The sequence below is a fragment of the Nitrobacter sp. genome (genome assembly GCF_051535215.1).
Classification (GTDB): Bacteria; Pseudomonadota; Alphaproteobacteria; order Rhizobiales; family Xanthobacteraceae; genus Nitrobacter.
Genome location: NZ_JBPPLY010000013.1, coordinates 60,532 through 85,317 on the forward strand (window position 1 = coordinate 60,532; position 24,786 = coordinate 85,317).

General features: G+C 65.1%; 26 protein-coding genes. 1 reads left to right on the forward strand and 25 read right to left on the reverse strand.

Annotated elements, in window-relative coordinates; all coding sequences use genetic code 11:
* Positions 1 to 4: 4 nt before the first annotated feature.
* From ACS3WB_RS12615 to ACS3WB_RS12670, 12 genes are all read right to left on the reverse strand, one after another.
* Positions 5 to 1,987, reverse strand: a complete 1,983-nt coding sequence (locus ACS3WB_RS12615; RefSeq protein WP_046845514.1) for a conjugal transfer protein TraG — start codon at positions 1,985 to 1,987, stop codon at positions 5 to 7.
* A gap of 22 nt (positions 1,988 to 2,009) precedes the next feature.
* Positions 2,010 to 3,773 (reverse strand): relaxase/mobilization nuclease domain-containing protein, encoded by a 1,764-nt coding sequence (locus ACS3WB_RS12620; protein WP_438275868.1) that lies wholly within the window; start codon positions 3,771 to 3,773, stop codon positions 2,010 to 2,012.
* Between the two features lie 247 nt (positions 3,774 to 4,020).
* Positions 4,021 to 4,716 carry a lytic transglycosylase domain-containing protein gene (locus ACS3WB_RS12625; RefSeq protein WP_438275869.1) on the reverse strand — a complete coding sequence of 232 codons (696 nt, stop codon included), beginning with the start codon at positions 4,714 to 4,716 and terminating at the stop codon, positions 4,021 to 4,023.
* Between the two features lie 69 nt (positions 4,717 to 4,785).
* Complete coding sequence (locus tag ACS3WB_RS12630) at positions 4,786 to 5,133, reverse strand: DUF736 domain-containing protein (RefSeq protein ID WP_046845801.1); 348 nt, start codon at positions 5,131 to 5,133, stop codon at positions 4,786 to 4,788.
* 68 nt (positions 5,134 to 5,201) lie between these two features.
* Positions 5,202 to 5,747, reverse strand: coding sequence for a S26 family signal peptidase (locus tag ACS3WB_RS12635; protein ID WP_046845515.1), 546 nt, complete (start codon positions 5,745 to 5,747; stop codon positions 5,202 to 5,204).
* Positions 5,744 to 6,262 carry a DUF2840 domain-containing protein gene (locus tag ACS3WB_RS12640; RefSeq protein ID WP_046845516.1) on the reverse strand — a complete coding sequence of 173 codons (519 nt, stop codon included), beginning with the start codon at positions 6,260 to 6,262 and terminating at the stop codon, positions 5,744 to 5,746. The genes ACS3WB_RS12635 and ACS3WB_RS12640 overlap by 4 nt, the downstream gene beginning before the upstream one ends.
* On the reverse strand, positions 6,259 to 6,513 hold the full coding sequence (locus ACS3WB_RS12645; RefSeq protein WP_046845517.1) for a hypothetical protein: 255 nt from the start codon (positions 6,511 to 6,513) through the stop codon (positions 6,259 to 6,261). Before ACS3WB_RS12645 ends, ACS3WB_RS12640 begins: the two co-directional genes overlap by 4 nt.
* On the reverse strand, positions 6,510 to 7,253 hold the full coding sequence (locus tag ACS3WB_RS12650) for a DNA-methyltransferase (RefSeq protein WP_046845518.1): 744 nt from the start codon (positions 7,251 to 7,253) through the stop codon (positions 6,510 to 6,512). Before ACS3WB_RS12650 ends, ACS3WB_RS12645 begins: the two co-directional genes overlap by 4 nt.
* A complete protein-coding gene (parA, locus tag ACS3WB_RS12655) occupies positions 7,250 to 7,903 on the reverse strand; it encodes a ParA family partition ATPase (protein WP_046845519.1) in 654 nt (217 codons plus the stop codon). Before parA ends, ACS3WB_RS12650 begins: the two co-directional genes overlap by 4 nt.
* Positions 7,904 to 8,213: 310 nt before the next feature.
* Positions 8,214 to 9,101, reverse strand: coding sequence for a replication initiator protein A (locus ACS3WB_RS12660; RefSeq protein WP_046845520.1), 888 nt, complete (start codon positions 9,099 to 9,101; stop codon positions 8,214 to 8,216).
* An 18-nt stretch (positions 9,102 to 9,119) separates the two neighbouring features.
* Positions 9,120 to 9,401 (reverse strand): helix-turn-helix transcriptional regulator, encoded by a 282-nt coding sequence (locus tag ACS3WB_RS12665; protein ID WP_046845521.1) that lies wholly within the window; start codon positions 9,399 to 9,401, stop codon positions 9,120 to 9,122.
* A 289-nt stretch (positions 9,402 to 9,690) separates the two neighbouring features.
* Positions 9,691 to 10,056: a DUF2285 domain-containing protein gene (locus ACS3WB_RS12670; protein WP_438275874.1), complete on the reverse strand. Its 366-nt coding sequence runs from the start codon at positions 10,054 to 10,056 to the stop codon at positions 9,691 to 9,693.
* A gap of 51 nt (positions 10,057 to 10,107) precedes the next feature.
* Here ACS3WB_RS12670 and ACS3WB_RS12675 point away from each other — a divergent pair, with 51 nt between their 5' ends.
* Positions 10,108 to 10,293: a hypothetical protein gene (locus tag ACS3WB_RS12675; RefSeq protein ID WP_438275875.1), complete on the forward strand. Its 186-nt coding sequence runs from the start codon at positions 10,108 to 10,110 to the stop codon at positions 10,291 to 10,293.
* Positions 10,294 to 10,297: 4 nt separating this feature from the next.
* Here ACS3WB_RS12675 and ACS3WB_RS12680 read toward each other — a convergent pair whose 3' ends face one another.
* From ACS3WB_RS12680 to ACS3WB_RS12740, 13 genes are all read right to left on the reverse strand, one after another.
* Positions 10,298 to 10,501: a transcriptional regulator domain-containing protein gene (locus ACS3WB_RS12680; protein WP_046845523.1), complete on the reverse strand. Its 204-nt coding sequence runs from the start codon at positions 10,499 to 10,501 to the stop codon at positions 10,298 to 10,300.
* Positions 10,502 to 10,609: 108 nt separating this feature from the next.
* On the reverse strand, positions 10,610 to 10,885 hold the full coding sequence (locus ACS3WB_RS12685; RefSeq protein ID WP_046845524.1) for a DNA -binding domain-containing protein: 276 nt from the start codon (positions 10,883 to 10,885) through the stop codon (positions 10,610 to 10,612).
* A 90-nt stretch (positions 10,886 to 10,975) separates the two neighbouring features.
* Positions 10,976 to 11,230: a helix-turn-helix domain-containing protein gene (locus tag ACS3WB_RS12690; protein WP_046845525.1), complete on the reverse strand. Its 255-nt coding sequence runs from the start codon at positions 11,228 to 11,230 to the stop codon at positions 10,976 to 10,978.
* A 175-nt stretch (positions 11,231 to 11,405) separates the two neighbouring features.
* The gene (locus ACS3WB_RS12695; RefSeq protein WP_200185647.1) at positions 11,406 to 11,570 is read right to left on the reverse strand and encodes a hypothetical protein; all 165 of its coding nucleotides are present in this window, start codon (positions 11,568 to 11,570) and stop codon (positions 11,406 to 11,408) included.
* 457 nt (positions 11,571 to 12,027) lie between these two features.
* Positions 12,028 to 12,429: a single-stranded DNA-binding protein gene (locus ACS3WB_RS12700; protein WP_046845526.1), complete on the reverse strand. Its 402-nt coding sequence runs from the start codon at positions 12,427 to 12,429 to the stop codon at positions 12,028 to 12,030.
* A 693-nt stretch (positions 12,430 to 13,122) separates the two neighbouring features.
* Complete coding sequence (locus ACS3WB_RS12705) at positions 13,123 to 13,539, reverse strand: hypothetical protein (RefSeq protein WP_046845528.1); 417 nt, start codon at positions 13,537 to 13,539, stop codon at positions 13,123 to 13,125.
* A 162-nt stretch (positions 13,540 to 13,701) separates the two neighbouring features.
* The gene (locus ACS3WB_RS12710) at positions 13,702 to 14,634 is read right to left on the reverse strand and encodes a DUF2493 domain-containing protein (RefSeq protein WP_046845802.1); all 933 of its coding nucleotides are present in this window, start codon (positions 14,632 to 14,634) and stop codon (positions 13,702 to 13,704) included.
* 322 nt (positions 14,635 to 14,956) lie between these two features.
* The gene (locus tag ACS3WB_RS12715) at positions 14,957 to 16,015 is read right to left on the reverse strand and encodes a DUF7146 domain-containing protein (RefSeq protein ID WP_046845529.1); all 1,059 of its coding nucleotides are present in this window, start codon (positions 16,013 to 16,015) and stop codon (positions 14,957 to 14,959) included.
* Complete coding sequence (locus tag ACS3WB_RS12720; RefSeq protein ID WP_438275870.1) at positions 16,015 to 20,373, reverse strand: strawberry notch-like NTP hydrolase domain-containing protein; 4,359 nt, start codon at positions 20,371 to 20,373, stop codon at positions 16,015 to 16,017. Before ACS3WB_RS12720 ends, ACS3WB_RS12715 begins: the two co-directional genes overlap by 1 nt.
* A 183-nt stretch (positions 20,374 to 20,556) precedes the next feature.
* On the reverse strand, positions 20,557 to 20,808 hold the full coding sequence (locus ACS3WB_RS12725) for a DUF6117 family protein (RefSeq protein WP_046845531.1): 252 nt from the start codon (positions 20,806 to 20,808) through the stop codon (positions 20,557 to 20,559).
* The gene (locus ACS3WB_RS12730; protein WP_046845532.1) at positions 20,805 to 21,221 is read right to left on the reverse strand and encodes a hypothetical protein; all 417 of its coding nucleotides are present in this window, start codon (positions 21,219 to 21,221) and stop codon (positions 20,805 to 20,807) included. Before ACS3WB_RS12730 ends, ACS3WB_RS12725 begins: the two co-directional genes overlap by 4 nt.
* A 100-nt stretch (positions 21,222 to 21,321) precedes the next feature.
* The gene (locus ACS3WB_RS12735; RefSeq protein WP_046845533.1) at positions 21,322 to 23,451 is read right to left on the reverse strand and encodes a ParB/RepB/Spo0J family partition protein; all 2,130 of its coding nucleotides are present in this window, start codon (positions 23,449 to 23,451) and stop codon (positions 21,322 to 21,324) included.
* Between the two features lie 159 nt (positions 23,452 to 23,610).
* Positions 23,611 to 24,561, reverse strand: coding sequence for an ArdC family protein (locus ACS3WB_RS12740; protein ID WP_046845534.1), 951 nt, complete (start codon positions 24,559 to 24,561; stop codon positions 23,611 to 23,613).
* Positions 24,562 to 24,786 lie beyond the last annotated feature (225 nt).

Sequence of the window (24,786 nt, forward strand, 5' to 3'; positions counted from 1 at the left end):
GGTGTCAGAGCTCCATGCCGTCGCCGGGATCGAGCGAGACCTGGCGGGCGATGCCGGTCATTTGGCGACGAAGCGCCTGGCGCTGGCGCGCGACGTCTTCCGGCTCGTCGTCGAGGATGCGCGTGAACTCCTCGGCGGGACGCATCTCGGTCGTCTCCTTGACGATCGCAACATGGTCGGGAAGCTCGGGTTCCCGGCGCAGGCCCGCATTGGCCTTGTCGGGCTTGTGGGCGGCTATCAGCGCGGGATCGGGCTTTTGGGGCTGGAGCGTCGACCATCCATCCTTATGACGGGTGCGCCCGGATTTCGTTGGATCGGGCGGCGGCAGCACACGTTCGCGAAACCGGACATCATCGTAGTAGCGCGCTTTCTTCGCCCGGACGGGCGGCGTGCCGGCGGCCATGACGATCTCGTCGGTCGGCGGGAGCTGCATGATCTCGCCGGGGGTGAGCAGCGGCCGGGCGGTTTCCGAGCGCGACACCATCAGATGGCCAAGCCAGGGCGAGAGCCTGTGCCCGGCATAGTTCTTCATCGCCTTCATCTCGGTCGCGGTGCCCAGCGCATCCGAGACGCGCTTGGCGGTCCGTTCGTCATTGGTGGCGAAGCTGACGCGGACATGGCAATTGTCGAGGATCGAATTGTTGGCGCCGTAGGCCTTCTCGATCTGGTTGAGCGACTGGGCGATGAGGAAGCTCTTGATGCCGTAGCCGGCCATGAAGGCGAGCGCCGATTCGAAGAAGTCGAGACGGCCGAGCGCCGGGAACTCGTCGAGCATCATCAGGATGCGGTGTTTGCGCTCCTTGGCGTGCAGGTCCTCGGTGAGGCGCCGGCCGATCTGGTTGAGGACAAGGCGGATCAGCGGTTTTGTCCGCGAAATGTCGGATGGCGGCACGACCATGTAGAGCGTGGCGGGTTTGTCGTCGGTCGTGAGGTCGGCGATGCGCCAGTCGCAGCGGCTCGTCACCTCCGCGACGACAGGGTCGCGATAGAGGCCGAGGAACGACATGGCGGTTGAGAGCACACCGGAGCGCTCGTTGTCGGATTTGTTGAACAGTTCGCGCGCCGTCGAGGCGACAACCGGATGCGGGCCGGCTTCGCCGAGATGCTTCGTCGCCATCATCGCCGACAGCGTCGCCTCGATCGATCGCTTCGGATCGGAGAGGAAGGCGGCGACGCCGGCGAGCGTCTTGTTCTCCTCGGCATAGAGGACATGCAGGATCGCGCCGACGAGAAGCGAGTGGCTGGTCTTCTCCCAATGATTTCGCTTGTCGAGCGAGCCTTCGGGATCGACCAGGACATCGGCAACATTCTGCACGTCACGGACTTCCCATTCGCCGCGGCGCACCTCGAGCAGCGGATTGTAGGCGGACGATTTCGGATTGGTCGGATCGAACAGCAGCACGCCGCCATGTTTTGCGCGAAACCCGGCGGTAAGTTGCCAGTTCTCGCCCTTGATGTCATGGACGATGGCCGAGCCCGGCCAGGTCAGCAGCGAAGGCACGACCAGGCCGACGCCCTTGCCGGATCGCGTCGGCGCGAAGCACAGAACATGCTCCGGCCCGTCGTGGCGCAGATAATCCTGGTCCAGCCGCCCCAGCACCACGCCGTCGGCGCCGAGCAGGCCCGCTGCCACCACCTCCTTCTTCTCGGCCCATCGCGCCGAGCCGTAGGTGGCGACGTTCTTGGCCTCACGCGCGCGCCAGACCGACATGCCGATGGCGACAGCGATCGCGATGAAACCGCCGGACGCGGCGATGAAGGCGCCTTCCGTGAAAATGCCCGGCGCATAGGCGTCGTAGAAATACCACCACCAGAAAAAGGCTGGCGGATAGTAGACGGATACGCCGCCGAGCTTGAACCAGGGTGTTCCAAGCTGCGCCTGAAACCCGAGCTGCCAGGCGACATATTGTGTGGCGCCCCAGGTGGTGGCGAGCACGATGAGGGTGACGACGAGAATCTGCCCCCAGAGGATTTTGGTCGCGGACATGGCGAGATCCTTTCTGCTGATGTCAGATGCCGAGATCGCGCTTGCGGCCGATCGCCCATTCGATGCCGCCGCCCTCCTTGGCGACACCGGCGACGTGCTGGCCGAGCTTGCGTTCGAGGTCGCGGGACCAGGGGACGAGCTGGAAGCCGAGCCCGTCGTCGATCATCGCGAAGCGGCCGGAGGACAGCGTCAGGCGCTGGCGCACGGTGCCGGTGACATGCTCGCCGGCCTGTGCCTTCACATGCGGCAGGCCGGTCTCGGCCGCGAGCTTCTCGCCGACGGCATCGAGTTCACGCCGACGCAGCGTCGTAAGAAGATCGCGCTGCATGACGATGCGCTGGCCATCCCGGCGCGCCAGTCCCTGATCGGCGAGATGATCGGCCCGCGCATGTATGGCGTCGCGCACCTCCTGCCCGAAGCCTGATTGTGCGAGCGGCATCGCCTCGCGCTCGACAAGGCGATGATCGAGCCAGGTCGCGCCGGGCGCCGTGACCTGCGCCTGCAGATCGAGATCAGAGCGCGTCGCGAGTACGAGGGTCGGACGTGCCTCCTCGGAACCACCGAAGCGGCGAACCTCGACGATGCCGACATTGGCCGGAGCGCGTTCGAAGGCGTCGATGTCACGAAAGCGGACATGATGCGCACGCCCGTCGACGCCATCGATGACGGCATAGGCCTCACCGCTCAGCTCGTCATGCAGGCCGCGATCGACGAGACGGCCAATGATCGGCGCCTCGGCTGCGCCGCCGTCGATCACGAAATCGGAAAAGCCGCGATCCTGGTCGCGCCCGGCGAAGGCGCGGTGCATGGTCTTGATGATGTCGCCGCGGATGGCGAGATCGCGCAGCGTGCGTTCGGCTCCGACTCCGACCGTCCACTGGCCAGGCTCTCCCTCGAACGCGAGATCCATCTTCTCGAGATGCTGGAGACGGCCGACCATGAGGCGGCGCAGTTCGGGATCGGAGGGACCACTCTGGTCGGGCCGCAGATCGATGAAACCGGTTTCGTCGGCGGCGCGTTGAATCTCGCCATCGATGCGGGTCCAGCGCTCGGCGGTGATTTCCTTTTCCAGGGCGTTGCGAATTTCGTGTTCGGGCTTCGGGCCGAGTTCTATGTCGACCAGGTCCATGGCGCGGGAGCGTAGGCCCCGGCTGATATAGTCGCGCGAGATCACGAGATCGGCGCCGGTCTCGTCGACGCCGCGCACCAGGAGATGGACATGGGGATTGTCTGTGTTCCAGTGATCGACGGCGATCCAGTCGAGGCGCGTGCCGAGATCGGCTTCCATCTGCCGGGCGAGGTCGCGGGTGAACGCCTTGAGGTCGGTCATCTCGGCCGCGTCCTCGGGCGAGACGATGAACCGGAAATGATGCCGGTCGTCCTTGCACCTTTCGATGAAGGCGAAGTCATCGGCGCGATCGGTTCCGGCGTCGAACATGACGCCTTTCTCTCCGTCGCGGCTCACGCCCTCGCGCTTGAGATAACTGAGGTGGCTGGTCAGTGGCGCCGAGCGATACGCCTTGCCCTGATGGCGGGCGATGCGCGCCTTGATGACGACGCGCCGCTGCGGCGAGAAGATTCGGGAGCGGCCGAAGACGTTGCGGCCACGCCCGAAGGTCGAGTGGCCGAGGCGCCGGCCTGCCTTGCCCGCCGGCGCTGCTCTGGGCGTATGGCCAGCACGCTGCGCGGCGGCGAGAACCTGATTGACGAAGCTCTTTGTCCTCGGCGCGCGCGTCGAACGGACGCGGCCCGGCTTGATGCGGAAGTCGCTATCGCGCTCGCTCATGCCGGCGCTCCGATCGGCGCGCAAATCGCGCCGTGCATATCGAAGCGTTGAAAACGCTCGCAAAATCCGGGCAGTATGCGCGCGACCGACCGCCATGCCCGCGAAAACGCAAGCCATGCCAATGGCTTGCGTTGATCTGGGCATGGGCTTTTACCTTGCCCTCTTCCGGTCGTTTTGCCTGCCTCCACCCTCCCTGCACGCCATGACACGCGGGAGCCCGAGACCGTGCGACAGATGCCGAGCAGGCTCATGGCGTGGTCCTATCGCCCGAACGCGCGACGAACAGGCCGCCCAATCGTGGAACGATGGCGGAGAGATCGCGCGCCGGGGCTGCATTCGGAGCGATGACGGATGAACGGCCGGGCGGCATAGGATCGGCGGCTGATCTACGATCCGGCTGCGCGATGAACAGCGGTGCGCGGGTCCAGGCGAGCGGATCGGCAGCCGCCATCATTGTCCCGCCGGAGCCGATGGCCGACGCGACAGTGGTGACATAGGCGCGGGTTTCCGCCGGTAGCGGACGGCCGTTCAACGCCTCGTCGTAGCGACCGGGACCGGCGTTGTAGGCTGCGATCCAGCCCGGCGATCCATAGCGATCGAGCAGCTCGCGGATATAGCCGCTACCCGCGATGATGTTGTCATGCACGTTGTAGGGATCGACGCCGAGACGATGGCGAGCGCGCAGCTCCGCCCATGTCGCCGGCATGATCTGCATCAGACCCATCGCGCCCTTCGGCGAGGTGGCGCGCGGATCGCCGGCGCTTTCCGTGCGCAGGACGGCGCGAATCCAAACAGCCGGCAAGCGGAAGCGCGTCGCGGCTTCAATGATATGGGCGGCATAGGGATCGCTGGCCGAGGTCGATGCGACGGCTAAGCCCTGCGCCATCGTGACCGCCGGCATGACGTTCGCGATGGCAAGGCCGGAAAGGAGAAGAAGAGCCATGCGCCGGGCCGCATGATGCAGCCCGGACACATTCAGATGACTCGTCGGCGAACGAGAGCCAGGCATCGCTCAATCCTTCTCGCTGCGATCGCGTTGACGCGACCAGTGCAGCGACCAGGCATTGCCGGCATCGTCGTCACGGAACAGGTTGGCGCGGATCGGCTGCCCCAAACCCGGATCGTCGATCACCAGCGCGATGTATTCGCCGGCCTTCTCGCCGGTGCGTTTCCAGCCCGCGCCGATCTCCGGGCCGATGTCCCGGACGCCTGGATCGTGGTCATGGATGCGGTAGTCCGGCGCATTCTCCGCATCCGACGGATCGGCCGGAACGATGACGATGTCGTGGAAAAGTGTGAATGTCTCGATGCGCCCGACGATGCGGGATTCCTCACGCGTGAACTGTCCGATTTGCGGCATGATGGTCTCCTTGACGGTGAGGTTGGGAAAGCCATCGGCGAGCACCGCTCCCGCCGAAGGAAAGGCGGTCAGCGCGTCGGTGCGCGCCATTGAAAGCGACCGTCGCCATCCTCGTCGGTCCACAGCGGGATAGCGCGGCCGATGATCTGGTCGGTGGAGGTCAGGCCGAAATAGCGGCCGTCGAGACTGTCGTTGACCTGCCAGTTCATGAGAAAGACTTCGCCGGTCGCGATGCGGCGGCAGCCCTGCCAGACCGGAAGATCGCGGCCAGCGCGATCGCGGTCGAGCGCCACGCCGACATTGACGCCATCGACGGTGATGGCGAGGTTCGAGCGGCAAACCGCCTGCCCGGACACGGCGAGAATACGCTTCAACAGCGGCACGCCCTTCGGCAGATAGCCACGCTCGGCGAGGAAGGTGGCGAGTGGTTCCGACGCATCGACGGCGACCAGATCGGTGACTTCGAACGGTCCCTCGAAGTCGATCGAGTAGAAGCCGATCGGCGCACTGGCCGATGCGTTCCAGATGAGCTTGATCGGCATCGGCGTGAGGCCGGGATAGCCGACGCCCATGGCCGCGAGCGCGGTCGTGAATATCAAGCCAAAGCGCGTCATGGCTCGACCCTTCGGCGCAGCAGGTAGGCGTGATGCTGGTCTGGCGTGTAGGCGCGAGATTCCTGGCCGGCGGTCATTCGGTTGTGAACATGCCGCCAGTGGTCGGGCGAGACCGCTGCGGGATCGATGCCGAGATGCTCGATCGCGTCGATCGCCTGCAGCACGCGCTCGACCTTCGGCCAGCCTTCGAGCTTGAGCAGGATGTCGCCGCCGGGACGCACGAAGGGCAGCGTCTGGAACGGCTCGCCGCGGCGCACCGCGCGCACGATGTCGATGCGCGAGATAATCGTGCCGTACTCGCCCGCCGCCCAGCGGACGAAAGCGAAAATGCTGTTCGGCGCGAACCCGACGATGCTGCGGCGGCGATCGAGGATCTGTTCGTAATTCTTGCGGCCGAACCTGATCCAGTGCTCGACCTTCTGTTTCTGGAAGGTCAGTTCGACCAATGTCGTGAACGGCGCAGGCCCGTCCGGCTGCGGACGGCTGTGCGCGCGATGGGCCGCTCTGCCCGTCATGGCTGATCTCCCGCGATGGGTGGAAATTCGCGCGCGAGCAGCTCGCGCAACGCCTCGGCGACGGTGATGCCGCGCCGGAAGGCCGCGACCTTGATGCGACCGCGCAGGTCGGGCGTGATGTCGATCGTCAGGCGGGCGGTGAACGCATCGCCGGCGGCCATGCCGGTCGGTTGCGGTTCAGTCGCTCTGATCCATTTTTCGGGATTGCCCGGCCGGGACACAAACCGGCGTTTGTCGGCGCGCTCTGTCATGCCGCGCCTCCACCATGGAATGGCAGCAGGGCTGCTATGCGCGCGCGGGCGCGCTCAGCCATGACGGCATCGATCTCGCAGCCGAGATAACGACGGCCGCTGAGCCGGCAGGCTTCACCGGCCGCGCCGGAACCGGCGAACCAATCGCCGACCAGGCCGCCTTCGGGGCAGCTCGTGCGGATCAGAATTTCGAGAAGCGCTGACGGTTTCTCGGTCGGATGGATCGCGCGGCCATGACAATTGCGCACGTAGATGACGGAGCGCATGAGCCTTGGCCCGCCGTCATGGCTGAGATAGTGGCCGGCATCGATCTGGCCGGTATGCGACGGACGTTGCTTGCGTCGCGCGGTGCGCGCCGTTGCATCGGGCGTCGTCTGCACATCATTGTAGATGTCACTCCACGGCGTCTCAGTTGGGTAGAACTGGACGGCCAGTTCATGCACGCGCTTGAAGCGATCGGCATGGAAGCTGGAGCCGTTCTGTTTCTCCCAGACAATTTCCTGCGCGATGCGCAAGCCAGCGTCGGCGAAGCGGTCGGCCGTCGCCATGAAGCATCGCAGCGAGCCGAACACCCACAACGAGCCGGTCAGGCTAAGCGCATCGCGAGCGCGCGTGATCCATCCGTCGACCCGACGGTCCCAGGCGAGCGACGTGTCGCCATAGGGCGGATCGGCGAGGATCAGATCGAACGGTCCGTGCGCCGGCATGAGGTGGCGGCAATCGCCGGTGAGGATCGTCATGGTGCGATCCTCCCGATGCGAAGCTGCTCAATCTCGGTCGCCAGCGCATCGATCTCGCGCGCAGCGGGGCCATCGTCATCGATCTCGAAAGAGAGTCGGCCCGACTGCGCGGCGTCGGCGTAGATGACGCGCTGCCCGATCGCGGTGCGCAGCACCGGTGGATCGTGATCGGCCAGCGTCTCGGCCGTCTCGCGGGCGATGACGGTGCGTGCGCCGCAACGGTTGAGGACAAACCGTGCGGCAAGGCCGGGGCGATAGATGCGAGCTTCGTTCAGAAGCGCGAGCATCTCCGCCGAGGCCCAACCGTCGAGCGGCGACGGCTGCACCGGGATCAGCACGAGGTCGGCGGCCAGCAGCGCTGAACGCATCAGCCCGGCGACACGCGGCGGCCCGTCGATCACGACGTGATCGACGTCGCGCGCCAACTCCGGCGCCTCACGATGCAGAGTATCGCGCGCGAGGCCGACGACGCCGAACAGTCGTGGCTGGCGTTCGCGGGCGCGTTGTTGCGACCAGTCGAGAGCCGAACCCTGCGGGTCCGCATCGATCAGCGTGACCCGCTTCCCCTTGCCGGCCCATTCGCCCGCGAGATGCAGCGCCAGTGTCGTCTTGCCGACACCACCTTTTTGATTGAGGAGCGCCACGATCATGACGCGCCTCCGACCGTGAACCTGCCGAGCCAGTTCACGATTGAAGGAAAGCGAGTCTCCGATTCAAGGAGCAAAACAGCGGCGGATTGCCTGCTGTTTCCGGCCTTTGCGCCATCGCTGCGGAGGTTATCCGCAAGCGCGCAAAAGTGCGGGGGCGTTAGAAAGATTCCGAAGGAATCTAGGTTAGAGAAGTTACGGCCGTCGCAAGCCTTTGAATCACGGCGATGAATCGTCGATTCCGGTCCCCGATAGCACGAGGATCGGGTCCCTGATGGCACGATAAGGGCGGTCCCCGATAGCACGAGTGAATTCACAGCTTGTCCCCAAAGCGCGTTGACGGTTTCCGTCGCGGGCGCGGCGGGGTGAAAAAGGTCGGATCGGTTGCGACGAAGGTGAGCAGTTCGGGACCGCCGGCCTGCTGCGTGATGGAGAGCCGGTAGCCAGGCAGGGGTTGGCGGCGGGTGATGTCGCGCAGGTCGTAGGCGAAATGCTTCAGCGGCGAGAGGCTGCCGGATTTCTGGTGGAGGTGAGCGAAATCGAAGCTCCAGCCGAAGGACTGGCGACCGCCGTGTTTGCGCACGACGCGGTAGAGCCAGCGTTCGAGCCCGCCGGTCAGATCGAAATAGGCGCGATCGATGGTCAGAACGAGTGCGTCATCGAGAACGGCGCGATAGAACCAGTCCGGCAGGATCAGCTCGACGCCGACAGGGCGACCGTCGCGATCGGTCCGCTCCTGCCACTCGTTGATCCATGAGAAGCGATGCCGGCGGCCTTCCGCCGGCTGGCGGATCGAGGTCGCGACGGTGGTGGATTGGAGGCGGTCGAGCGCGGCCTTTAGGCGCTGGTAATCGCGCAGCGAGACGCCGCGGCCGACGAAGGTCAAAATCTCATAAGGCGTCGTCGCCATGAGCCGGGAGGTGCGCAAGCCCGCGTCGCGCGCCTCAACGATCTGGCTCGCGGCCCAGATCAGGATGTCGGCATCCCAGATGGTCGCCATGCCGTGATCGGGCACGGCCTCGACCCGGATGGTCACATCGCCGGCGTTGAAATCGATCGGCGCGATGCGTTTCGATTTGGCGAGGGAGAAGAACGGATAGGCCATGAGATCCTGCGCGTCTCGTGGGGCGAAGTCGCCGGGGAGCGCCCGGAACAGATCGAGCTGCCCGCGCTCCGAAGAAGGCTGGTGCCGCGCCGTCATTCGGAAAATTGTGCGCTGTCAGCGTGCGTATCGTCCTGCGCGCGCCGGCAACGTCGGCGACTGGCGCTTGGCGGGAAGAACCGAACCGCGCGGATCAGAGGTCGAGGTGACGGCGCCGCGATCGGCCCAGGCTTCGAGATCGTCGATGGCATAGACGACGCGGCCGCCGAGCTTTCGGTAAGCCGGGCCGGTTCCGTAGGTTCGGTGCTTTTCGAGTGTCCGGGCTGACAGGCCGAGGAATTCGGCGGCTTCCTTGGTGCGCAGGAAGCGCGGCGGGAGAACGGCGAGTTCGGGTCGCATGGATCGGCCTTTCGTGGTGCTTGCGTGAGCCGCTGGAAATCAGCGGCGGGCGAAGACCACGATGGCGAAGAGAAACAGGTGAGATGGAGTGGGATTTTAGGGGGGCCTGAAATCCCACACCACGTCCGCCGAGTCGCTGGGGCGGGCTGACAGCAAAGACGAGTTCGCGGCGGATGAAAGGAATTTTGTGAAAAGCGTTGCGATGTTGACGTTGTACGTCAGCGGTTCGCGAGAGACGGGCAACGCGTCCGCAGGAGCCCTGCGATCATGTAACGTCAACGTTCTGCGTTTATTGTTCGTCGTTTTCGGCTCGCCTGGTTCGCGAACCCTGGGACCGTCGGTGGCGCAGCAACGTTCGATAGCCTCCAGCGACCATCGCATGGGCATCGCGCAGCAAGGCCATGACGGTATGGCGGGCTGAGGATATCTGCCAGTCGTCCCGCTTCATCCGTGGAAGACGGAAGATGATCTGGGCGATTTCCTGTTGGGTGGCGCCATCCCGGAAGCCGTCGAATGCTTGCAGCATGTGACGCATCCGTCTGCGTTTCTGTCGCGTGAGGCGTGCGTCCGGCGGCACAGCGCGGCCATAGAGTGTCGCAAGAAGGCGGTAAATGGACTCCACCCGATCAAATCCTTCGAGACTAATCGGGACCATGGCGACCAAGGGAACCGCAGGCGTCTGGCCGGCGGGGAGGATGAGCTGGAGATGCTGGTTCTTGCTCACCTCGTAGAAAAGATGCGTTTCGCCATCCTGTTCGACCGAACCAGCGATATCAAATACGGCTCGTGCATCGCGATCCAAAGAGAAAATCGCGGGAGCTGCCGCCAGCACAATTGTGCTGGTGTCGGCATGCGGGAGCCAGAACACCTGCGCTTTGGGAGGAGCCTGTAGCGGATCAAGCGGGAAATCGCAGCCCCCAACGCTGCCGAATCCTGTCGGTCAGCGATTGAGGGTCTTTCTTGTTGCGGGAGTGCGCATCGAAATCATGATCATACGCTTCGTTGCGACGGAGCCATTCCCAAGCGATGTCAGAGGCTGCAAGCCCGTCAATATGGAGATAGAGCGCCGAGGAACGCCATCCTGAAGCGTCCGGTACCATCGTCGTTCCTCCCTCCGTAGATTGCGAGGGAGCCAGCATTCCCGGAGCGATTGTGATGCTGAAGTCGCGAAGTTTGGCGGGGGCGATGCCGCGGCGGCATCGTATGGATCAGTGACGCTGACTTTCGCGCACCAGCTCGCGATAACCGTGCTCGGTCATCCAGCGCGCACGGGCAAGGTGTGTGTCATGGATCCGGCGACAGCGCTGCGGATTGTTTTGTGGGTCGAGGCCAAACAGGATTTGAACGGCTTCCTGCCAGTCGGCGCCATCACGCGCTGCGTCGAGCAGCCGCAGATAGAGAACCATATGCTCGCGATCATACGGGGTCAGCCGCTGACTTAGCGGCGGTTCGTCCAGAAATGCAGGTATCGACCGTCCCGTCATCGCAGGACATTCTCACGGTTACTATATTTTAACCATCGCCCGATGCGTGCATCTTGGGAAGGCAACAAATAGTCCGATGGGGCGAAACGGCTATCGACGACGCTGATGGTTGGGCGTGTCATGATGCAGCAGAACCCCTTGCCCTTTGTCGGTGGAGAGCAGAACGATTCCCGCTGCTTCGAATGCCCTGCGCACCTGATCGCGCGTCGTTTCGTAAACCTCGAGACCGCTTTCGGATTCGAGGCGTTTCAACGCGGTCAGCGATATGCGGGCCTTGTCAGCGAGCGTCTCCTGCGTCCAACCCAGCAACGCGCGAGCGGCCCGCGATTGTCGGGAAGTGATCATGCATGATCACCTCCCACCGGCGCGAACGCACTTGCCAGAACTACGACTATAATAGTCGTAGTTCTCGCCTCGATCCAGCCGAAAGTCGCTTCATCGCGCTGCGGGGCGCGCAATCGACCGACGACTGATTCGGTCGTGCCTTTTGCCGAAGGCGAGGGCCGAGGCCCCATCCGGCTCAAGCGAACGGATCAATCTCGCCGACGATGGTGTCGGCCTCTCCATCATATTCCGCGGCGGGCATGACGCTCATGGTGCCGTCGCCGGCTCGATAGATGATGATCGTGACCATCAGGGTGGCGGCGAGGCTGAAGGCGAAGGCTTGGGCGTTGGCGAGGGACATTTTTCGCAGCTCCTGTCTGGAGGCGGGGATCATCCCCGCTCGACAGGCGCCCGATGTGTTTCGGTCGCGGCCGGGGTCATCAGAGAGGCGAAGCCGAGCTGACCGCACGCTTCGCGTAGCGGACCCCACGAGGGTTGACCCCACGCGAGGCCGGGATTGAAACCAGGGTCAGCCTCAAAAAGCGGGGTGGTGCCCGCCAACCGGAGCGGAAATCTTCGCGTTGCGCGCTGCCGTAGCCCTGCCTTCACCCTGATGGTTGCGATACCGTCGAGATGGGGCGCTGCCGCGTGTCCGCCGCCGAATATGGTGGGAACGGAGTCGGGCGCGGCTTTTCGCCTGAGCCGGATGGGGCCTCGGCGTCCATGGCCAGAAAGGGAAGCGCGTGGCGGCCGCGATCCGACGCGCACATGGAAAATCCCGGCGGCTTTCGCCGCCGGGATTTCCGGTATCCCGCCCGTTAGAACGGAATCTCGTCGTCATCGACGGTGTTGTCGCCGTCGTTCTGGGTCTGCTTCGCCCGGCTCAGGAAATCCACCGTCTCGGCGATGATCTCGCAGCCGTAGCGATCGACGCTCTGCTGGTCAGTCCATTTCGTGTAGTGAATGCGGCCGCGCACAAGAACCTTCATCCCCTTCTCGCAATGCTGCTGGATCGTTTTGCCGAGGCCGTTGAAGGCGGTGATGCGGTGCCATTCGGTGTCCTGGACCCGGTAGCCGTTCTCGTCCCGGATGACCCTGCCTTCCGAGTAGCGGGGGCGCGAGGTGGCGAGCGTGAAGTGGGTGATGCTGGTGCCGCCGTTTGTGGTGCGGGTTTCAGGGGCCTGACCGATGTTGCCGGCGAGAATGACGATGTTCTGCATGGTAAGTCTCCGTTGCTTCCCGGAGGGACCATTCCCTCCGACGAGACCCGGCCAAGACCGTCGGGAGACTCCTGCACTGGCGCCTTTGGCGGCAGCTTGACCCCCAAGGCCCGGAGTGGTGCGGGCAGGCGCTTCAGCGCCAACACGGTCCGGAGCCGCGGGGGTTGCCGGAGGAAACAGAACGGACTTAGGGGATCAGTCAGTCGGAGGGATTGGCGCCTCTCGAAAGCCGGAAGACGACGCGCAGCCGAACCATCGGCCTTGCTGGCAAGAGCGCGCGATCAGGCCCAACCGCCACGAAAACGCACCATTCAGAACCCTCTTTGCTTCCTCATGCGTCGCTGCGGACAAGGCAGGCTGGAACGAGAACGGTAATAGCTGTCGGGTTTGGGGCACATGGCGCTGCCCCACCGTATCAGCGCGAAGAGGGGATCCATGCAGATCTGCATGAGGCATGATGAAGGTGTTCGCGGCTATCTCCACGTCGATATGGGACAGACCGCTCCGGCGGGCGGTGATCGCTCTGGCTCCGGGATTCGCTGTCAGACGGCGCTTTTCGAAACGGACGATGCGGATCGAACACGCCGGCGATCGCGTCCCTGATACGGTCGATCTTGTTCTGATCGGGATACCGGACGCCGCGGCGAAAGCCCGCGGGATGTCTCGCGGGAGCGGAGGGTCGCGGCCGTTGCCTCAGCGCGAAAGGACGGCTGTTCCGACCGCGTAGAGGTTGAGCATCGCGGCGATGCCGATGAATAGACCGCCAGCGCCGCACAGCAGATTGAGGACGAGACCTCCGTCGATCATGTGCTTGGCGATGCCGTGGACAAGTGCGTAGCCGGCGATCACGGCGGGAATGGCGAAGATTGCCAGCGCAATAAGACGCAGAGCCGGATTTTTCGCGAAGCCGACGATGGCGATGACCAACGCGATCGAGCCGAGCGCGGCGCTGATGGCGGCAAGGCCGGACATGAGAAAACTCGCATCCACCGCATAGGCATATTGAAACGCGGTCAAACCAGCCGCGAAGGGTAAGGCGTAGATCGCGAGGTTATAGGCGAGCACGCAAAACGCGATCGTCAGGGAGATGGCGAGCAGGATCAGCGTCATGAAAACCTCCGTGCAAACGGTTGAGGATCACGACAGGCTGCCGGGAGACACGCTCCGCCTGCGACTATGCTGCTTCGCCGGTTCTACAAGAATGCTAGTGTATTCTGAACGAGAGCATTTTTCTCGTAAAGACAATTATAGCTGCCGCGATGCGGCGGCGCGTTATGCGCCGCCGTCGAACTTCATGACAGGGATGCCGAGTTTCCGGGCCTTGTCGGCGAGGTTGTCCTGAATCCCGGTGCCGGGGAAATGGATAACGCCGATCGGCATGGTGTCCAGCATCGCGTCGTTGCGTTTGAAGGGCGCCGCCTTGGCGTGCTTGGTCCAGTCGGGCTTGAAGGGAACCTCCACGACCTTGCGATGGGCGGCCCATTTCGCGGCGATGAGTTCGGCGCCCTTTGGGCTTCCACCGTGCAGCAGCACCATGTCGGGGTGCTTGGCGAGAACCTGATCGAGCTTGGCCCAGATCAGGCGGTGATCGTTGAAATCGAGACCGCCGGTGAAGGCAACCTTCGGACCGGGAGGCAGGAGCACCTCGCTTTCAGCGCGACGCTTCGCGGCGAGGAAATCCCGGCTGTCGATCAGCGCGGCGGTGAGGTTGCGATGGTTGACCATCGAGCCCGTGCGCGGGCGCCAGATCGAGTGGGTGTTGCGCTCGAAGTGCTCGGCGGCCTGGTCGCGCATCAGTTCGAAGGCGTTGCGCCGTTCGAGAAGGGTTTGACCCTGTGCCGTCAGGCGTTCGAGTTCGACGGACTTCACCTCGGAGCCATCCTGTTCCCTCTGGAGGCGGCGCTGGGCGATCTCGTTGTCATCGAGTTCGCGTTCGATCCGGTCGGTGGCGCGATGGAAGAGGTTGACCGTGCCCCAGAGCAATTCTTCCAGATCGGGTTCGAGGCGGGTGTCGGAGAGCGCCACCACGAGGGCATCGAAGATGTCGGCGATGCTGCCGGCGATGACGCGGCCTTCCGGAAGCGGTCGCGGATCGGGGTCGTCTTCGAAGGGACGGTAGCCGTAGAGTTGAAGTTCCTGAAGCAGGTGATCGGTCGGAGAGGAGTCGTGGTGCGGCTCGTATGCGGGGTCGCGTTCTTCGGTCATGGCGGCTTTCCTTCGCGGTGTGGCCGCGCCCATCGCGGCCTTCATGGCGACGAAGGCGGCGGGCGGGCCGGACCTGCACCCGCAGCGAAGCGAAGGGCCGGAACACCGTGGAGGATGCTGGAGGCCGGCGATTTTGCCTCGCGATGCAAAGCGTCCGTAGGACGCGGCGGAAAATCGTCGGCCGCAGGCATTGCCTGTCCGGCCCGACTGACGCCCGATCGCCCTCTCAGAAGGCCGTGGGTGTGGCCCTCGACCCCGAAGATCTCGCGCCATGTTCGCAGCCTCTCACGCACCGCCCTGCCGCACCATTCCTTGCAGTCGATCAGGCCGCCAGGGACATGAAGCGGGCGATGTCGCTCGAGGCAACCTGAAGACGCAGATGGGCCGCAAGGACGTCGAAGCCGAGCAGCCGGAGATCCTCGTTGAAGTCCCCGAGCCGTGGCGTGAGCACGATCGTCTCGATCCCGACGGCGCTGGCGCGCTCGATCAGCACGGTCATCGCCTTGTCGCCAGCCGGATCGTTGTCGCGCGCGATGTAGAGTCGTCGCAGCATCCGCGGGAACAGGATGGCCGAGAGATGCGCGGCCGAGAGCGCCGCCATCGACGGCATCTGCGTCAGGACCGATCGGACCGACAATGTCGTCTCGATGCCTTCGCCGGCCGCCATCACCTCGCAGCCCACGCCGAAGCGCACGGCATGACCGAGGAGGTTGCCTATCGCACGCCGCGGCGTCTCGATCGGGGCACGGCCGAGATTGACCTCGCTGAAGCCATGGGGATCGAGCCAGGTGCGATGCGCGCCTGTCAACTTGCCGGATAGGTCGGTGACGGCTGCGATCATCGCGGGCCAGGTTTCGGTCGGGCTATGCTCGTCCGACCGATAGTAGCAGCGCGGATGGAAGCGGAGCGCGCCGGTTTCGTGCAAAGCCGTAATGCCGCGTCTGCGCAAAACCGCTTCGACGAGGGTTCCGCCGATCGGCTGCGACATGGCGAAGAGCCGCCGCGCCGCTTCGGGCGAACCGGCGCTGGTGGACGTTCTGTCGGCCGGCATCCTGGTCCTTTCCGGTTCGGGGTGCGGAAGCGCGAGGAATCGGCGCGCTTCCTCGGCCACATCCTTGAAGTCGACAAGGCCACAACTTTCGCGGATCACGTCGAGCAGATCGCCATGCTCGCCAGCTGCCGCGGCATCGGACCATTTGCCGGCCGGACCTTTCGGCGAATCCTTCAACCGCACGAACATCGAGCGGCCCGGCGTGTTGCGCACGTCACCGACCTGCCAGTAATTGCCTTGACGACGTCCGGCAGACAGATAGTGACGGCACACCGCCTCGGCCTGCCGGCCAAGACGGTGTGCAAGTTCTGCGGCATCGTGATGGGCCATCACGCCGCCTCCCGCTCGCCGACGCGCTCGACCGGCCAGCGGCCCAGCACGCGCTCGAGCACCGCCGGGCCGGCTGTGTCGGTCGGCACGAACATGCGCAGCTTCCAGGAGATGATCTCGTGGAAGAGGCCATAGGCCGAGAGCCGTTCGCGCATCGTGTCGGTGAAGCCGGACAGCTCGATGCGGTTGGCGCCCATGACACGGCAGCGGCGAAGCTGGAGGCCTCCGGCGAGATCGAGGATCGCGCGGCCATCCATCAGCGCCATGAACGCGGCATCCGGCGTCAGCGAAGATGCGCCGGTCGTTGTCGCGTTGGCCGCCCAGGCCGGCGAGACCTTGCGGCCGACGATCCGCTCGCCCTCGTCAGTCTGAAGCCGATAGACGCGGGTGGACTCGTTCGGCAGCCGCTTCCAGATCGGAAGCAGGAGGCCGGTGACGACGTGGATGGTGCTGTCGGAAAATTCCGGCACCTCGCTGATCTCGGCGTTCCAGGCTGTGGAGAAGGCATTCCGATCGGCGTCGACCCAATGGGTCTCGCCCATCATCCTCACCGCGACGTTGTGCGCCTCCATCGGCCGGATCAGCCTGACGCGCCGCTCGATCTCGCCATCGTCGAGCATGATGCTCGTCGTCGGGATCTGCACAGCGGCGCGACCCGACCGCTCGTTAAGCAGCAGCTTGGCGCGCGGATCGTCGAGATGACCGAGCGCATCATCGAGCGTGACCGGACGATTGCGCTCGCGCTTCGTGATCGTCAGCAGCCGGGTTTCCGCGCCGGTGCCCGGATGGGTGTAGATGGTCTGCCGGTTGATGACGGTGAAGCGTTCCGCCGTCAGCGTCTCCAGCCCGACATCATAGGCGCCGCTGGCGATGGCGCCCTCGATCTTCGCGTTCAGCAATTGCTCGAACGCGGTGAACAGAACACCCTGAAGTTCGATGGTGAGCGCGAGCAGCCGGTTGAGAAACGTGGTGATTGGCGGCAGCTCGTCCTTGATGCCGGTCGAATCCATCAACCTCAGGCCGGTGGCCGACTCGAAACGATCGAGCGAGCAGCCCTCGACCTTGCCGCGCACCAGCAGAAGATAGAGCTGGCGCAGCGCATCGCGGGCATAGGCGCTTTCCAGATTATCCTCGGGCCGGAACAGGCCCTGGCCGCCAGTCTGGCGTTGCCCGCGCGTGATCGCGCCTAGCGTATCGAGGCGACGGGCGATGGTTGAAAGGAATCGCTTTTCGGCCTTCACGTCGGTCGCGATCGGTCGGAACAGCGGCGGCTGCGCCTGATTGGTGCGGTGGGTGCGTCCGAGGCCCTGGATGGCAGCGTCGGCCTTCCAGCCCGGTTCGAGCAGATAGTGGACGCGCAGCCGGGTATTCCGCGCTGACAACTCGGCGTGATAGCTGCGGCCGGTCCCGCCCGCGTCCGAGAAGATCAGGACGCGCTTCCCGTCGTCCATGAACGCCTGCGTCTCCGCGAGATTGGCCGAGGCAGCGCGATTTTCGACGGCGAGACGGTCGCCCCCCGGGCTCTGGCCTCCGGCCAGCCCCGAGGGCAGGCTCTTGCGGACGATGCGCCGCGAGCGGCCCGTCACCTCGGCCACCATGTCGGTCCCGAAGTGCTGGACGATCTGGTCGAGCGCACCGGGGACAGGCGGGAGGCTCGCGAGCTTGGCGATCAACTCGTCGCGACGTGCGACAGCTTCGCGGCTCTCCACGGGTTGGCCATCACGGGTGACGGGCCGTGATGACAGATTACCCTCGCTGTCCGTGAACGGCTCGTAGAGCTGCACCGGAAAGCTCGTCTCCAAATACGATAAAACATACTCGCGCGGCGTGATGTCCATGCGAACGTCGTTCCATTCCTCGGTAGGCAGGTCGGCCAGGCGGCGTTCCATCAGCGCCTCGCCGGTCGAGACGATCTGGATGACGGCGGAATGGCCTTCATCGAGATCGCGGCTGATCGAGCGGATCAGCGTCGGCGTTTTCATGCTCGTGAGCAGGTGGCCGAAGAAGCGTTGCTTGGCGCTCTCGAAGGCCGAACGCGCGGCGGATTTGGCCTGCCGGTTCAAGGTGCCGGACGCGCCGGTGATGTTGGCCGCCTCCATCGCCGCGTCGAGATTGTTATGGATGATGGCGAACGCGCCGGCATACGCGTCATAGATGCGCGTCTGCTCCGGCGTCAGCGCATGCTCGACCAGCTCATATTCCACACCGTCGAAGGAGAGCGAGCGGGCGGTGTAGAGACCGAGCGCGCGCAGGTCGCGGGCAAGCACCTCCATCGCCGCGACGCCGCCGGCTTCGATCGCCTCCACGAACTCGGCGCGGGTGCCGAATGGAAAATCCTCGCCGCCCCAGAGTCCGAGCCGCTGGGCGTAGGCGAGATTGTGGACCGTGGTGGCGCCGGTCGCGGACACATAGACGATGCGGGCGTTCGACAGGGCATGCTGGAGGCGCAGACCCGCGCGTCCCTGCTGCGAGGCAACGACATCGCCGCGTTCTCCCTTGCCGCCACCGGCATTCTGCATCGCGTGCGCCTCGTCGAAAATAATCGCTCCATCGAAGTCGGAGCCCAACCATTCGACGATTTGTTTGACGCGCGAAAGCTTCTCGCCGCGGTCGTCGGACCGTAGCGTGGCATAGGTTGTAAATAGGACGCCTTCCGGCAGCGTGATGGGACGCCCTTGCGGGAAACGCGAGAGCGGTGTGACCAGTAGACGCTCTATGCCCAGCGCCGACCAGTCGCGTTGCGCGTCCTCGATCAGCTTGTCCGACTTGCTGATCCACACCGCCTTGCGGCGGCCCTGCAGCCAGTTGTCGAGGATGATCGCGGCCGACTGGCGGCCCTTGCCGACGCCGGTGCCATCGCCGATCATGAAGCCGCGCCGGAAGCGCACGGCATTCGCCGTATCATCGCGCGCGGCGCTGACGACATCGAAGGTCGCATCCACCGTCCATGATCCGGCCAGGTAATCGGCGTGCGCCTCGCCGGCATAGATCACGGTCTCTAACTGTGCGTCGGAGAGCAGGTCGTAGACGTTGGCCGGGAGGTGCGGCCGATAGGCCGGCTTCGGCGGCGCGACGCTCGCCATCGCCGCCGACTGCACGAGTTTCGTGGGATGCGCCCGAGACTCGGAAATGCGGATCGCCTGCAATCTGTATTCTTCATAGATGGCGTCGGAGAGGCGGCCCGCTTCGCCGGCCTGCCAGTCGAGCGTCTCATAGACGAGCGGCAAGCCCTCCGGTTCGGCCATCGGCGCGGCCGGGGCGGTGCTGACTGCGCGATTGAGATAGCCGCGCACACTGCGGGGCGCGGGCGTGACGATCACAGGAACGGCGATGGAGGGATCGACGGGGAACCGCGCGGGCATATGCTCGCCGAGCCACCCCATCAGCGTGGCGACGTCCGGCGCGACGCCCAGAGGATGCGGGAACACGGCCGGATCTTCGGCGGGCAGCTTGTCGATGACGGTCAGCCGCGTGTCGATGGTCGCGCCGTGCTTGGCATAGACCGCTCCGTCGATGGCGGCGGAGAAGACCACGCGGCCACGCTCCTGCAGGCGGGTGAACGCAGAAGCCCAGGCCGGATTGTCGGGCGCGAAGCTGGCGGCGGTGATTGCGACCAGGCGGCCGCCGGGCGCGAGGCGCGCGAGCGCCGAGGCGACATGGCGGAACGCAGCATCGGCGACGCGGCCCTCGACATGCGCCATGACCGAGAACGGCGGATTCATCAGCACGACGCTCGGCACGGTGGCGGGATCGAGATGATCGTCGATCTGGGCCGCGTCGAAGCGGGTGACGGGATCGGCCGAAAAGAGGGAGGAAAGCAGGTCGGCGCGCAGCTCCGCCAGCTCGTTCAGAACGAGCCTGCCGCCCGCGATCTCGGCGAGGATGGCGAGAAGTCCGGTGCCTGCCGAAGGCTCCAGCACGCGGTCAGCCGGCGTGATGGCGGCGGCATGGGCCGCGGCCAGGCCAAGCGGGATCGGGGTTGAGAATTGCTGGAAGGTCTGGCTTTCGGAAGAGCGCCGCGTATGAGTCGGCAGTAGGCTGGCGATCTTGGTCAGCGGGATGAGGCGTGCTGCCGGAGAACCAGCTTTGCGGAAAAGCGCCTTTCCGTATTTACGCAGGAACAGGACGGTCGCCGCCTCGCAGGCGTCATAGGCTGACTTCCAGTCCCAGGCGCCGCTCGCGTCGGACGCGCCGAACGCAGTTTCCATCGCCGCGCGCAGGGTCGCAGCGTCAACGCGCTCGCCTTGTTCAAGATGGGGCAGCAGCAGGCTCGCCGCCGCGAAGATCGCTGCGGACGACTCCCGATCAGAGCTGGGCGGAAGGAGTGCGGCAGCCGGTGCCGCCGATGTGGACGTCATGTTCACGGGAAAAGCCTCGGGAGAGCGGGACAGGATCGAGCCCGCGCAGCGCTCTCTCTCGACCGCACCGGCTCAAATCCGTCCCGGCCTCCCTCTGCCTCTCATTCGGCAGGCCATGGCCAACACGACAAAAGCGCCCCGGCCATATGGCGGGGCGCTTCAAGTGGTCAGATCCAGCCTCGATCAGCAATCAGGATGGATGAAGCCATCCGGATTGTCGGGATTGGGCGGCAGATAGGCATCGTAGGGATTGCCGTCGGCGAGATGGCCGAAGGGCGTGAAGACATAATCGCCGTTGTCGCGCCCCACGGCGCAGATGACATAGCGTGGCGTTCCCGTCTCGGCGTCGAGGCACTCCATGAGCGCGAAACTGCCGTCCGCTGCCGCGCGCAGCAGCGTCTGGAAATTGGTGCTGGCGTGTGCGGGAATGCTCATATCAGCTCTCCTTCGTCGGAGAGCGTCTCGGCGAGCCAGCCATCGGTGTAGGTCCAACCGATCGTCTCGCCGGTCGCGAGGTCGAGGACGTGCGCGCCGCCGCCGAACCCATCGAGCCGAGGGCGCGAGCAGGTGTTGGCGTATTGGAAACCCCATCGGCCCGTCAGCCCGAACTCGGCGGCGCAGATCTTCACGAACGGAATCAGCCGTTCGGGATCGCCGGTGACATCATCGCGCATCCAGAGCTGGGCGCCGCCATGTTCGGGCTGGATCGACAGAAGGAAGCCTTCCGAAGGCGGCTCCTCCGACGCGCCGTCCTCAGACAGCTTGTTGTAGAGGTCGAGCGCGCGGGCGGCGTTGTCGGGCGTGTCGACGTCGAGCAGGCACGAGAAATGAGTGAAATAGCCAGCCATGACGGCCTCCTGAAACGAAAACGCCCGGCGCGATGGCCGGGCTGAGGAACGGATTGGGAAGGACGGCGCGGGACGACTGAAGCCGCCCCGAGCCGGTGTGCTATTCGGCGGCGACGGCGTGCAGGACTTCGTCCTCTTCGTCGGAGGGTTCGTCATCGTCGGCGAGGAAGGCCGGCAGCGCCTCGTCGCCTTCGTCGCTCGTCGCGGGCTCGTCATGCTCGACCATGCGTAGCGGTTCGGGCAGCCAGCCGCTGTCGGCGAGCAGGCGTTCAGCCTCCTTCGCCATGTCGCCCTTCTTCAGATGATCGATGAGCTGGGCAGCGCGTTCGCCCGCGCCTTCGCGCACCGCGGCGAGGATGCGCGGCTTCGTCACGCGGCCGAGATAGTTTTCGACGGTCGGACGGAAGCCCACCTCCACCATGTCGAGGCCGGTCGCGCGCGCCAGCCGATCCGCCTCGGCCATGCGTCGGTCGAGGCCCGACTGCGAGACGCCGCTGCCACTGAACGGATTGGGTCGCTCGTAGAGGGCGTTGACGCCGTAGCTGACGCAATGGGCGAGGAGCGCCAGACGGCTGGCGTCGTCAAGCGCGGCGAGCCAGTCCCACAACGCATCCTCATCCGCAGGCAGGTCCGCCTTCCAGTCCTCATGCCGCTGGGTGATCGCCTTGGCATAGGACGTCTCGGCAAGATCCTTGCCCTGTTCGCGGAAGAAGACGTGATTGATCGACGCCTGCAGGCTTGCGCCGGCGGTGCCGGTGCGCTGGAAGGTGTCGCGCACCAGCTTGTGCAGCAGGGCCGTGAGCGCGATCTGCGGATTGGCCCCGACCGCATCCCGCAGCGCGAGCGTGCGGTGCGCGGTCAGCTCTGTGACGAGCCGTTCGGGCAGTGGCTTGATGACGTCTTCTTCGTCATCCTCTTCCGGCTCGGCCGACTGGCCGCCGATGGTGATGACGGCGCGCTGAACACTGCTCGCGATCCCTGCGTCGGTCCCGGCCGGATCGGTTACGCCATCGGTCTCATGGCCCTTCGCGTCGATCGGCGCCTCGTCCTCCGGACGGACATAGCCGCGATGGACGATGAGCGCGCCATCGCGATCGACGCTGACGAACACGCCGCCGCGCGCGATCTCTGTGGGATCGTAGATGACCGGCCGCTGCTCGAACGCCTCGAGCGCCGCTTCGATCTCGCCGAGGCGCTGGTCGATCTCGTCGGGCAGTTCGTCGGCTTCCGCATATTCCGCTTCGAGCCGGTCATACTCCTCGCGCAGCGCCGCGCGAGCGGCGCGCTCGTCGTCGGTGAGATCGATGGGAGTGCCGGCCAGAATGCGAAGACCCTGATCGTGGCTATAGGGCAGATCGGTGTCGACGCTGATCCACTTCCAGCCTTCGGCCGCGATCTCGTCGGCGATCGCCTTCAGCTTGTCGGAGACCAGGTGGTCGAGCAGCGCCGGTTCCTGAAGCCAGCCACCATCGTCGGTCTCGAACAGGTCGCGAAGGATTTCGCCGCCCGCCGCCTGATAGGCGTCGACGCCGACGAACTGCGCCCGCTTGTCGGAAGCGGGGACGGAGGTTTCGGTGAGAAGCTGGCGGATATGCCAGGGCTGGCGATTATAGGAATGCTGGACCGCCTCCCAGACCTGTTCCTGCCGGGCATGGTCGGGGTTGACGGTGAACGCCATCAGCATCTCCAGCGTCATGCCGTCCTCGGCGTAGATGCCGCAAAGCGTCGGCGAGACGGCCGCCAGGCGTAGGCGCTGCTTCACGATCTGGACCGTGGTGAAGAAGGCGGTGGCGATTTCCTCCTCGGTCATGCCCTTGGTCCGCATGTCGAGGAAGGCGCGGAACTGGTCGAGCGGATGGAGCGCGACGCGCTGCGTGTTCTCGGCCAGGCTGTCATCCTCCGCGAGAATGGGCGTCGAGGGATCGCGCACGACGCAGGGCACCGGGGAGGTCTTGGTCAGGCGCTTCTGCTTCACCAGCAGCGCGAGCGCCTGGTAGCGCCGGCCACCGGCGGGCACCTCGAACATGCCGGTTTCGCCGCCATCGGTATTAAGGACCGGGCGGACATTGAGGCTCTGGAGGAGCGTGCCGCGGCGGGCGATGTCCTCGGCCAGTTCCTCGACCGAAACGCCGGACTTCACGCGCCGGACGTTGGACTGGCTGAGGACCAGCTTGTTGAAGGGAATGTCGCGCGAGGGCGAGAGGGTGAGTTTCTGAACGGCAGTAGCCATCGTGGTAGTCTCCGCGACGGGCGCCGAGAGCCTCTCTCTCGATCCTAAACCCGTCACGAAGCGAAGCGCCGCCCTCTTCCTCTAAAGAGAGCAGCGCCACGGATACGGAACAGAGGAAAGCCGGAAACCCGTATCTCCGCATTTCTGGATTTCAGGGGATCACGCCGCCTGCCGTTCGTCATCGGCCGTGCCGAAATCGGTGTCGGAGGCGAAGCTGAGCAGCCAGTCGGCCGCCTTGCTTGCCTGGGAGGCGGCGCGGACGATGGCGCGATTGTCCTCGCGCAGCACCTCCAGCCAGGAGCCGATGTAGTCGGCGTGGCGGACGGTGGGCACGATGCCGAGCGAGGCGCAGCAGAAGGCGGCGTTGATCTCGGCCACCAGCTCCTCGAATGCGTACTTCTTGGTGCCAAAGGCGCCGGAGAGGTCGCGGTTCAAGCGATGAGCTGCACCGCTGGCGTGCCCCAGCTCGTGCAGGGCCGTCCGGTGCCAGTTGATCGGCTCGAAGTACGCTTGGGGTGGCGGAACCTGCACATAGTCTGGACCTGGCGCATAGAAGGCGCGATCGCCGCCGATGCGGAAGTCGATGCCCGTCGCCCGGATCAGCGCTTCGACCTTCGGCTCGATCAGGCCGGGTGGAGGCGGTGGAACGATCGCGGCGATATCGTCCGGAAGGCCATCGCATTGCGCGGTGTTGAACACCGTGAATCGCTTGAGGAACGGGATCGCGGCAGCTTCCTCACCGGCCTCGCGGGCGCGGCGCTTTTCGTCCTCCGGGGTGAAGCGATCGGCATAGACGACGGTCGTGCCACGCTCGCCTTTGCGGACGTTGCCTCCAAGCGAGAGCGCCTGGCGGAACGTGAGCCAACTCTGACCGGGAAAGCCGTGCTGGATGACGGCGCCCCATAGAATCAGAACATTGATACCCGAGTAATGCCGGCCGGTTGCGCCATTGCTCGGCATGGCGAGCGGCGCTCTGGTCGAGGCCGATCCCCAAGGCTGGACCCAGGGCACGCGCCCGGTTTCCAGTTCTGCGATGATCTTGCCGGTGATTTCGTCATAGAGGCTCGTCCGGTCCTGGCCGGCGCGCGCTTTACCATCTTTCCTGAACATCGCGATTCTCCGCGACGGGCGCCGGAGACCTCTTCCCCAGCCCTTAACCCGTCACGGAAAACCCGTCCGAACTCTCACTCTCAGGGGGCGTTGCGGGGCAGGCTGTGCAGAAACTCAGCGAGGACTCGATGCGGCCGCGATGACGCAAACCGAATAGAGCGGGGTTCTCAGCCCCGCGACATCAGCGCTCCGGTTCCGAAGGCGTTCGAAGCGCGGATAATGTTG

Coding starts and splice junctions, on each gene's coding strand:
- ACS3WB_RS12640 (WP_046845516.1), bottom strand. CDS start 6,262: ATGACGGGCAGAGCGGCCCATCGCGCGCACAGCCGTCCGCAGCCGGAC.
- ACS3WB_RS12705 (WP_046845528.1), bottom strand. CDS start 13,539: ATGACGCTGATCCTGCTCGCCATCTCCCTGACGATCGCGTTTTGCGTG.
- ACS3WB_RS12630 (WP_046845801.1), bottom strand. CDS start 5,133: ATGCCGCAAATCGGACAGTTCACGCGTGAGGAATCCCGCATCGTCGGG.
- ACS3WB_RS12710 (WP_046845802.1), bottom strand. CDS start 14,634: ATGACCGAAGAACGCGACCCCGCATACGAGCCGCACCACGACTCCTCT.
- ACS3WB_RS12620 (WP_438275868.1), bottom strand. CDS start 3,773: ATGAGCGAGCGCGATAGCGACTTCCGCATCAAGCCGGGCCGCGTCCGT.
- ACS3WB_RS12700 (WP_046845526.1), bottom strand. CDS start 12,429: ATGCAGAACATCGTCATTCTCGCCGGCAACATCGGTCAGGCCCCTGAA.
- ACS3WB_RS12625 (WP_438275869.1), bottom strand. CDS start 4,716: ATGGCTCTTCTTCTCCTTTCCGGCCTTGCCATCGCGAACGTCATGCCG.
- ACS3WB_RS12740 (WP_046845534.1), bottom strand. CDS start 24,561: ATGTTCAGGAAAGATGGTAAAGCGCGCGCCGGCCAGGACCGGACGAGC.
- parA (WP_046845519.1), bottom strand. CDS start 7,903: ATGATCGTGGCGCTCCTCAATCAAAAAGGTGGTGTCGGCAAGACGACA.
- ACS3WB_RS12635 (WP_046845515.1), bottom strand. CDS start 5,747: ATGACGCGCTTTGGCTTGATATTCACGACCGCGCTCGCGGCCATGGGC.
- ACS3WB_RS12685 (WP_046845524.1), bottom strand. CDS start 10,885: ATGACGGGACGGTCGATACCTGCATTTCTGGACGAACCGCCGCTAAGT.
- ACS3WB_RS12615 (WP_046845514.1), bottom strand. CDS start 1,987: ATGTCCGCGACCAAAATCCTCTGGGGGCAGATTCTCGTCGTCACCCTC.
- ACS3WB_RS12675 (WP_438275875.1), top strand. CDS start 10,108: ATGCTGGTTCTTGCTCACCTCGTAGAAAAGATGCGTTTCGCCATCCTG.
- ACS3WB_RS12650 (WP_046845518.1), bottom strand. CDS start 7,253: ATGACGATCCTCACCGGCGATTGCCGCCACCTCATGCCGGCGCACGGA.
- ACS3WB_RS12690 (WP_046845525.1), bottom strand. CDS start 11,230: ATGATCACTTCCCGACAATCGCGGGCCGCTCGCGCGTTGCTGGGTTGG.
- ACS3WB_RS12645 (WP_046845517.1), bottom strand. CDS start 6,513: ATGACAGAGCGCGCCGACAAACGCCGGTTTGTGTCCCGGCCGGGCAAT.
- ACS3WB_RS12715 (WP_046845529.1), bottom strand. CDS start 16,015: ATGGCCCATCACGATGCCGCAGAACTTGCACACCGTCTTGGCCGGCAG.
- ACS3WB_RS12720 (WP_438275870.1), bottom strand. CDS start 20,373: ATGACGTCCACATCGGCGGCACCGGCTGCCGCACTCCTTCCGCCCAGC.
- ACS3WB_RS12695 (WP_200185647.1), bottom strand. CDS start 11,570: ATGTCCCTCGCCAACGCCCAAGCCTTCGCCTTCAGCCTCGCCGCCACC.
- ACS3WB_RS12730 (WP_046845532.1), bottom strand. CDS start 21,221: ATGGCTGGCTATTTCACTCATTTCTCGTGCCTGCTCGACGTCGACACG.
- ACS3WB_RS12660 (WP_046845520.1), bottom strand. CDS start 9,101: ATGACGGCGCGGCACCAGCCTTCTTCGGAGCGCGGGCAGCTCGATCTG.
- ACS3WB_RS12735 (WP_046845533.1), bottom strand. CDS start 23,451: ATGGCTACTGCCGTTCAGAAACTCACCCTCTCGCCCTCGCGCGACATT.
- ACS3WB_RS12665 (WP_046845521.1), bottom strand. CDS start 9,401: ATGCGACCCGAACTCGCCGTTCTCCCGCCGCGCTTCCTGCGCACCAAG.
- ACS3WB_RS12725 (WP_046845531.1), bottom strand. CDS start 20,808: ATGAGCATTCCCGCACACGCCAGCACCAATTTCCAGACGCTGCTGCGC.
- ACS3WB_RS12680 (WP_046845523.1), bottom strand. CDS start 10,501: ATGGTACCGGACGCTTCAGGATGGCGTTCCTCGGCGCTCTATCTCCAT.
- ACS3WB_RS12670 (WP_438275874.1), bottom strand. CDS start 10,056: ATGGTCCCGATTAGTCTCGAAGGATTTGATCGGGTGGAGTCCATTTAC.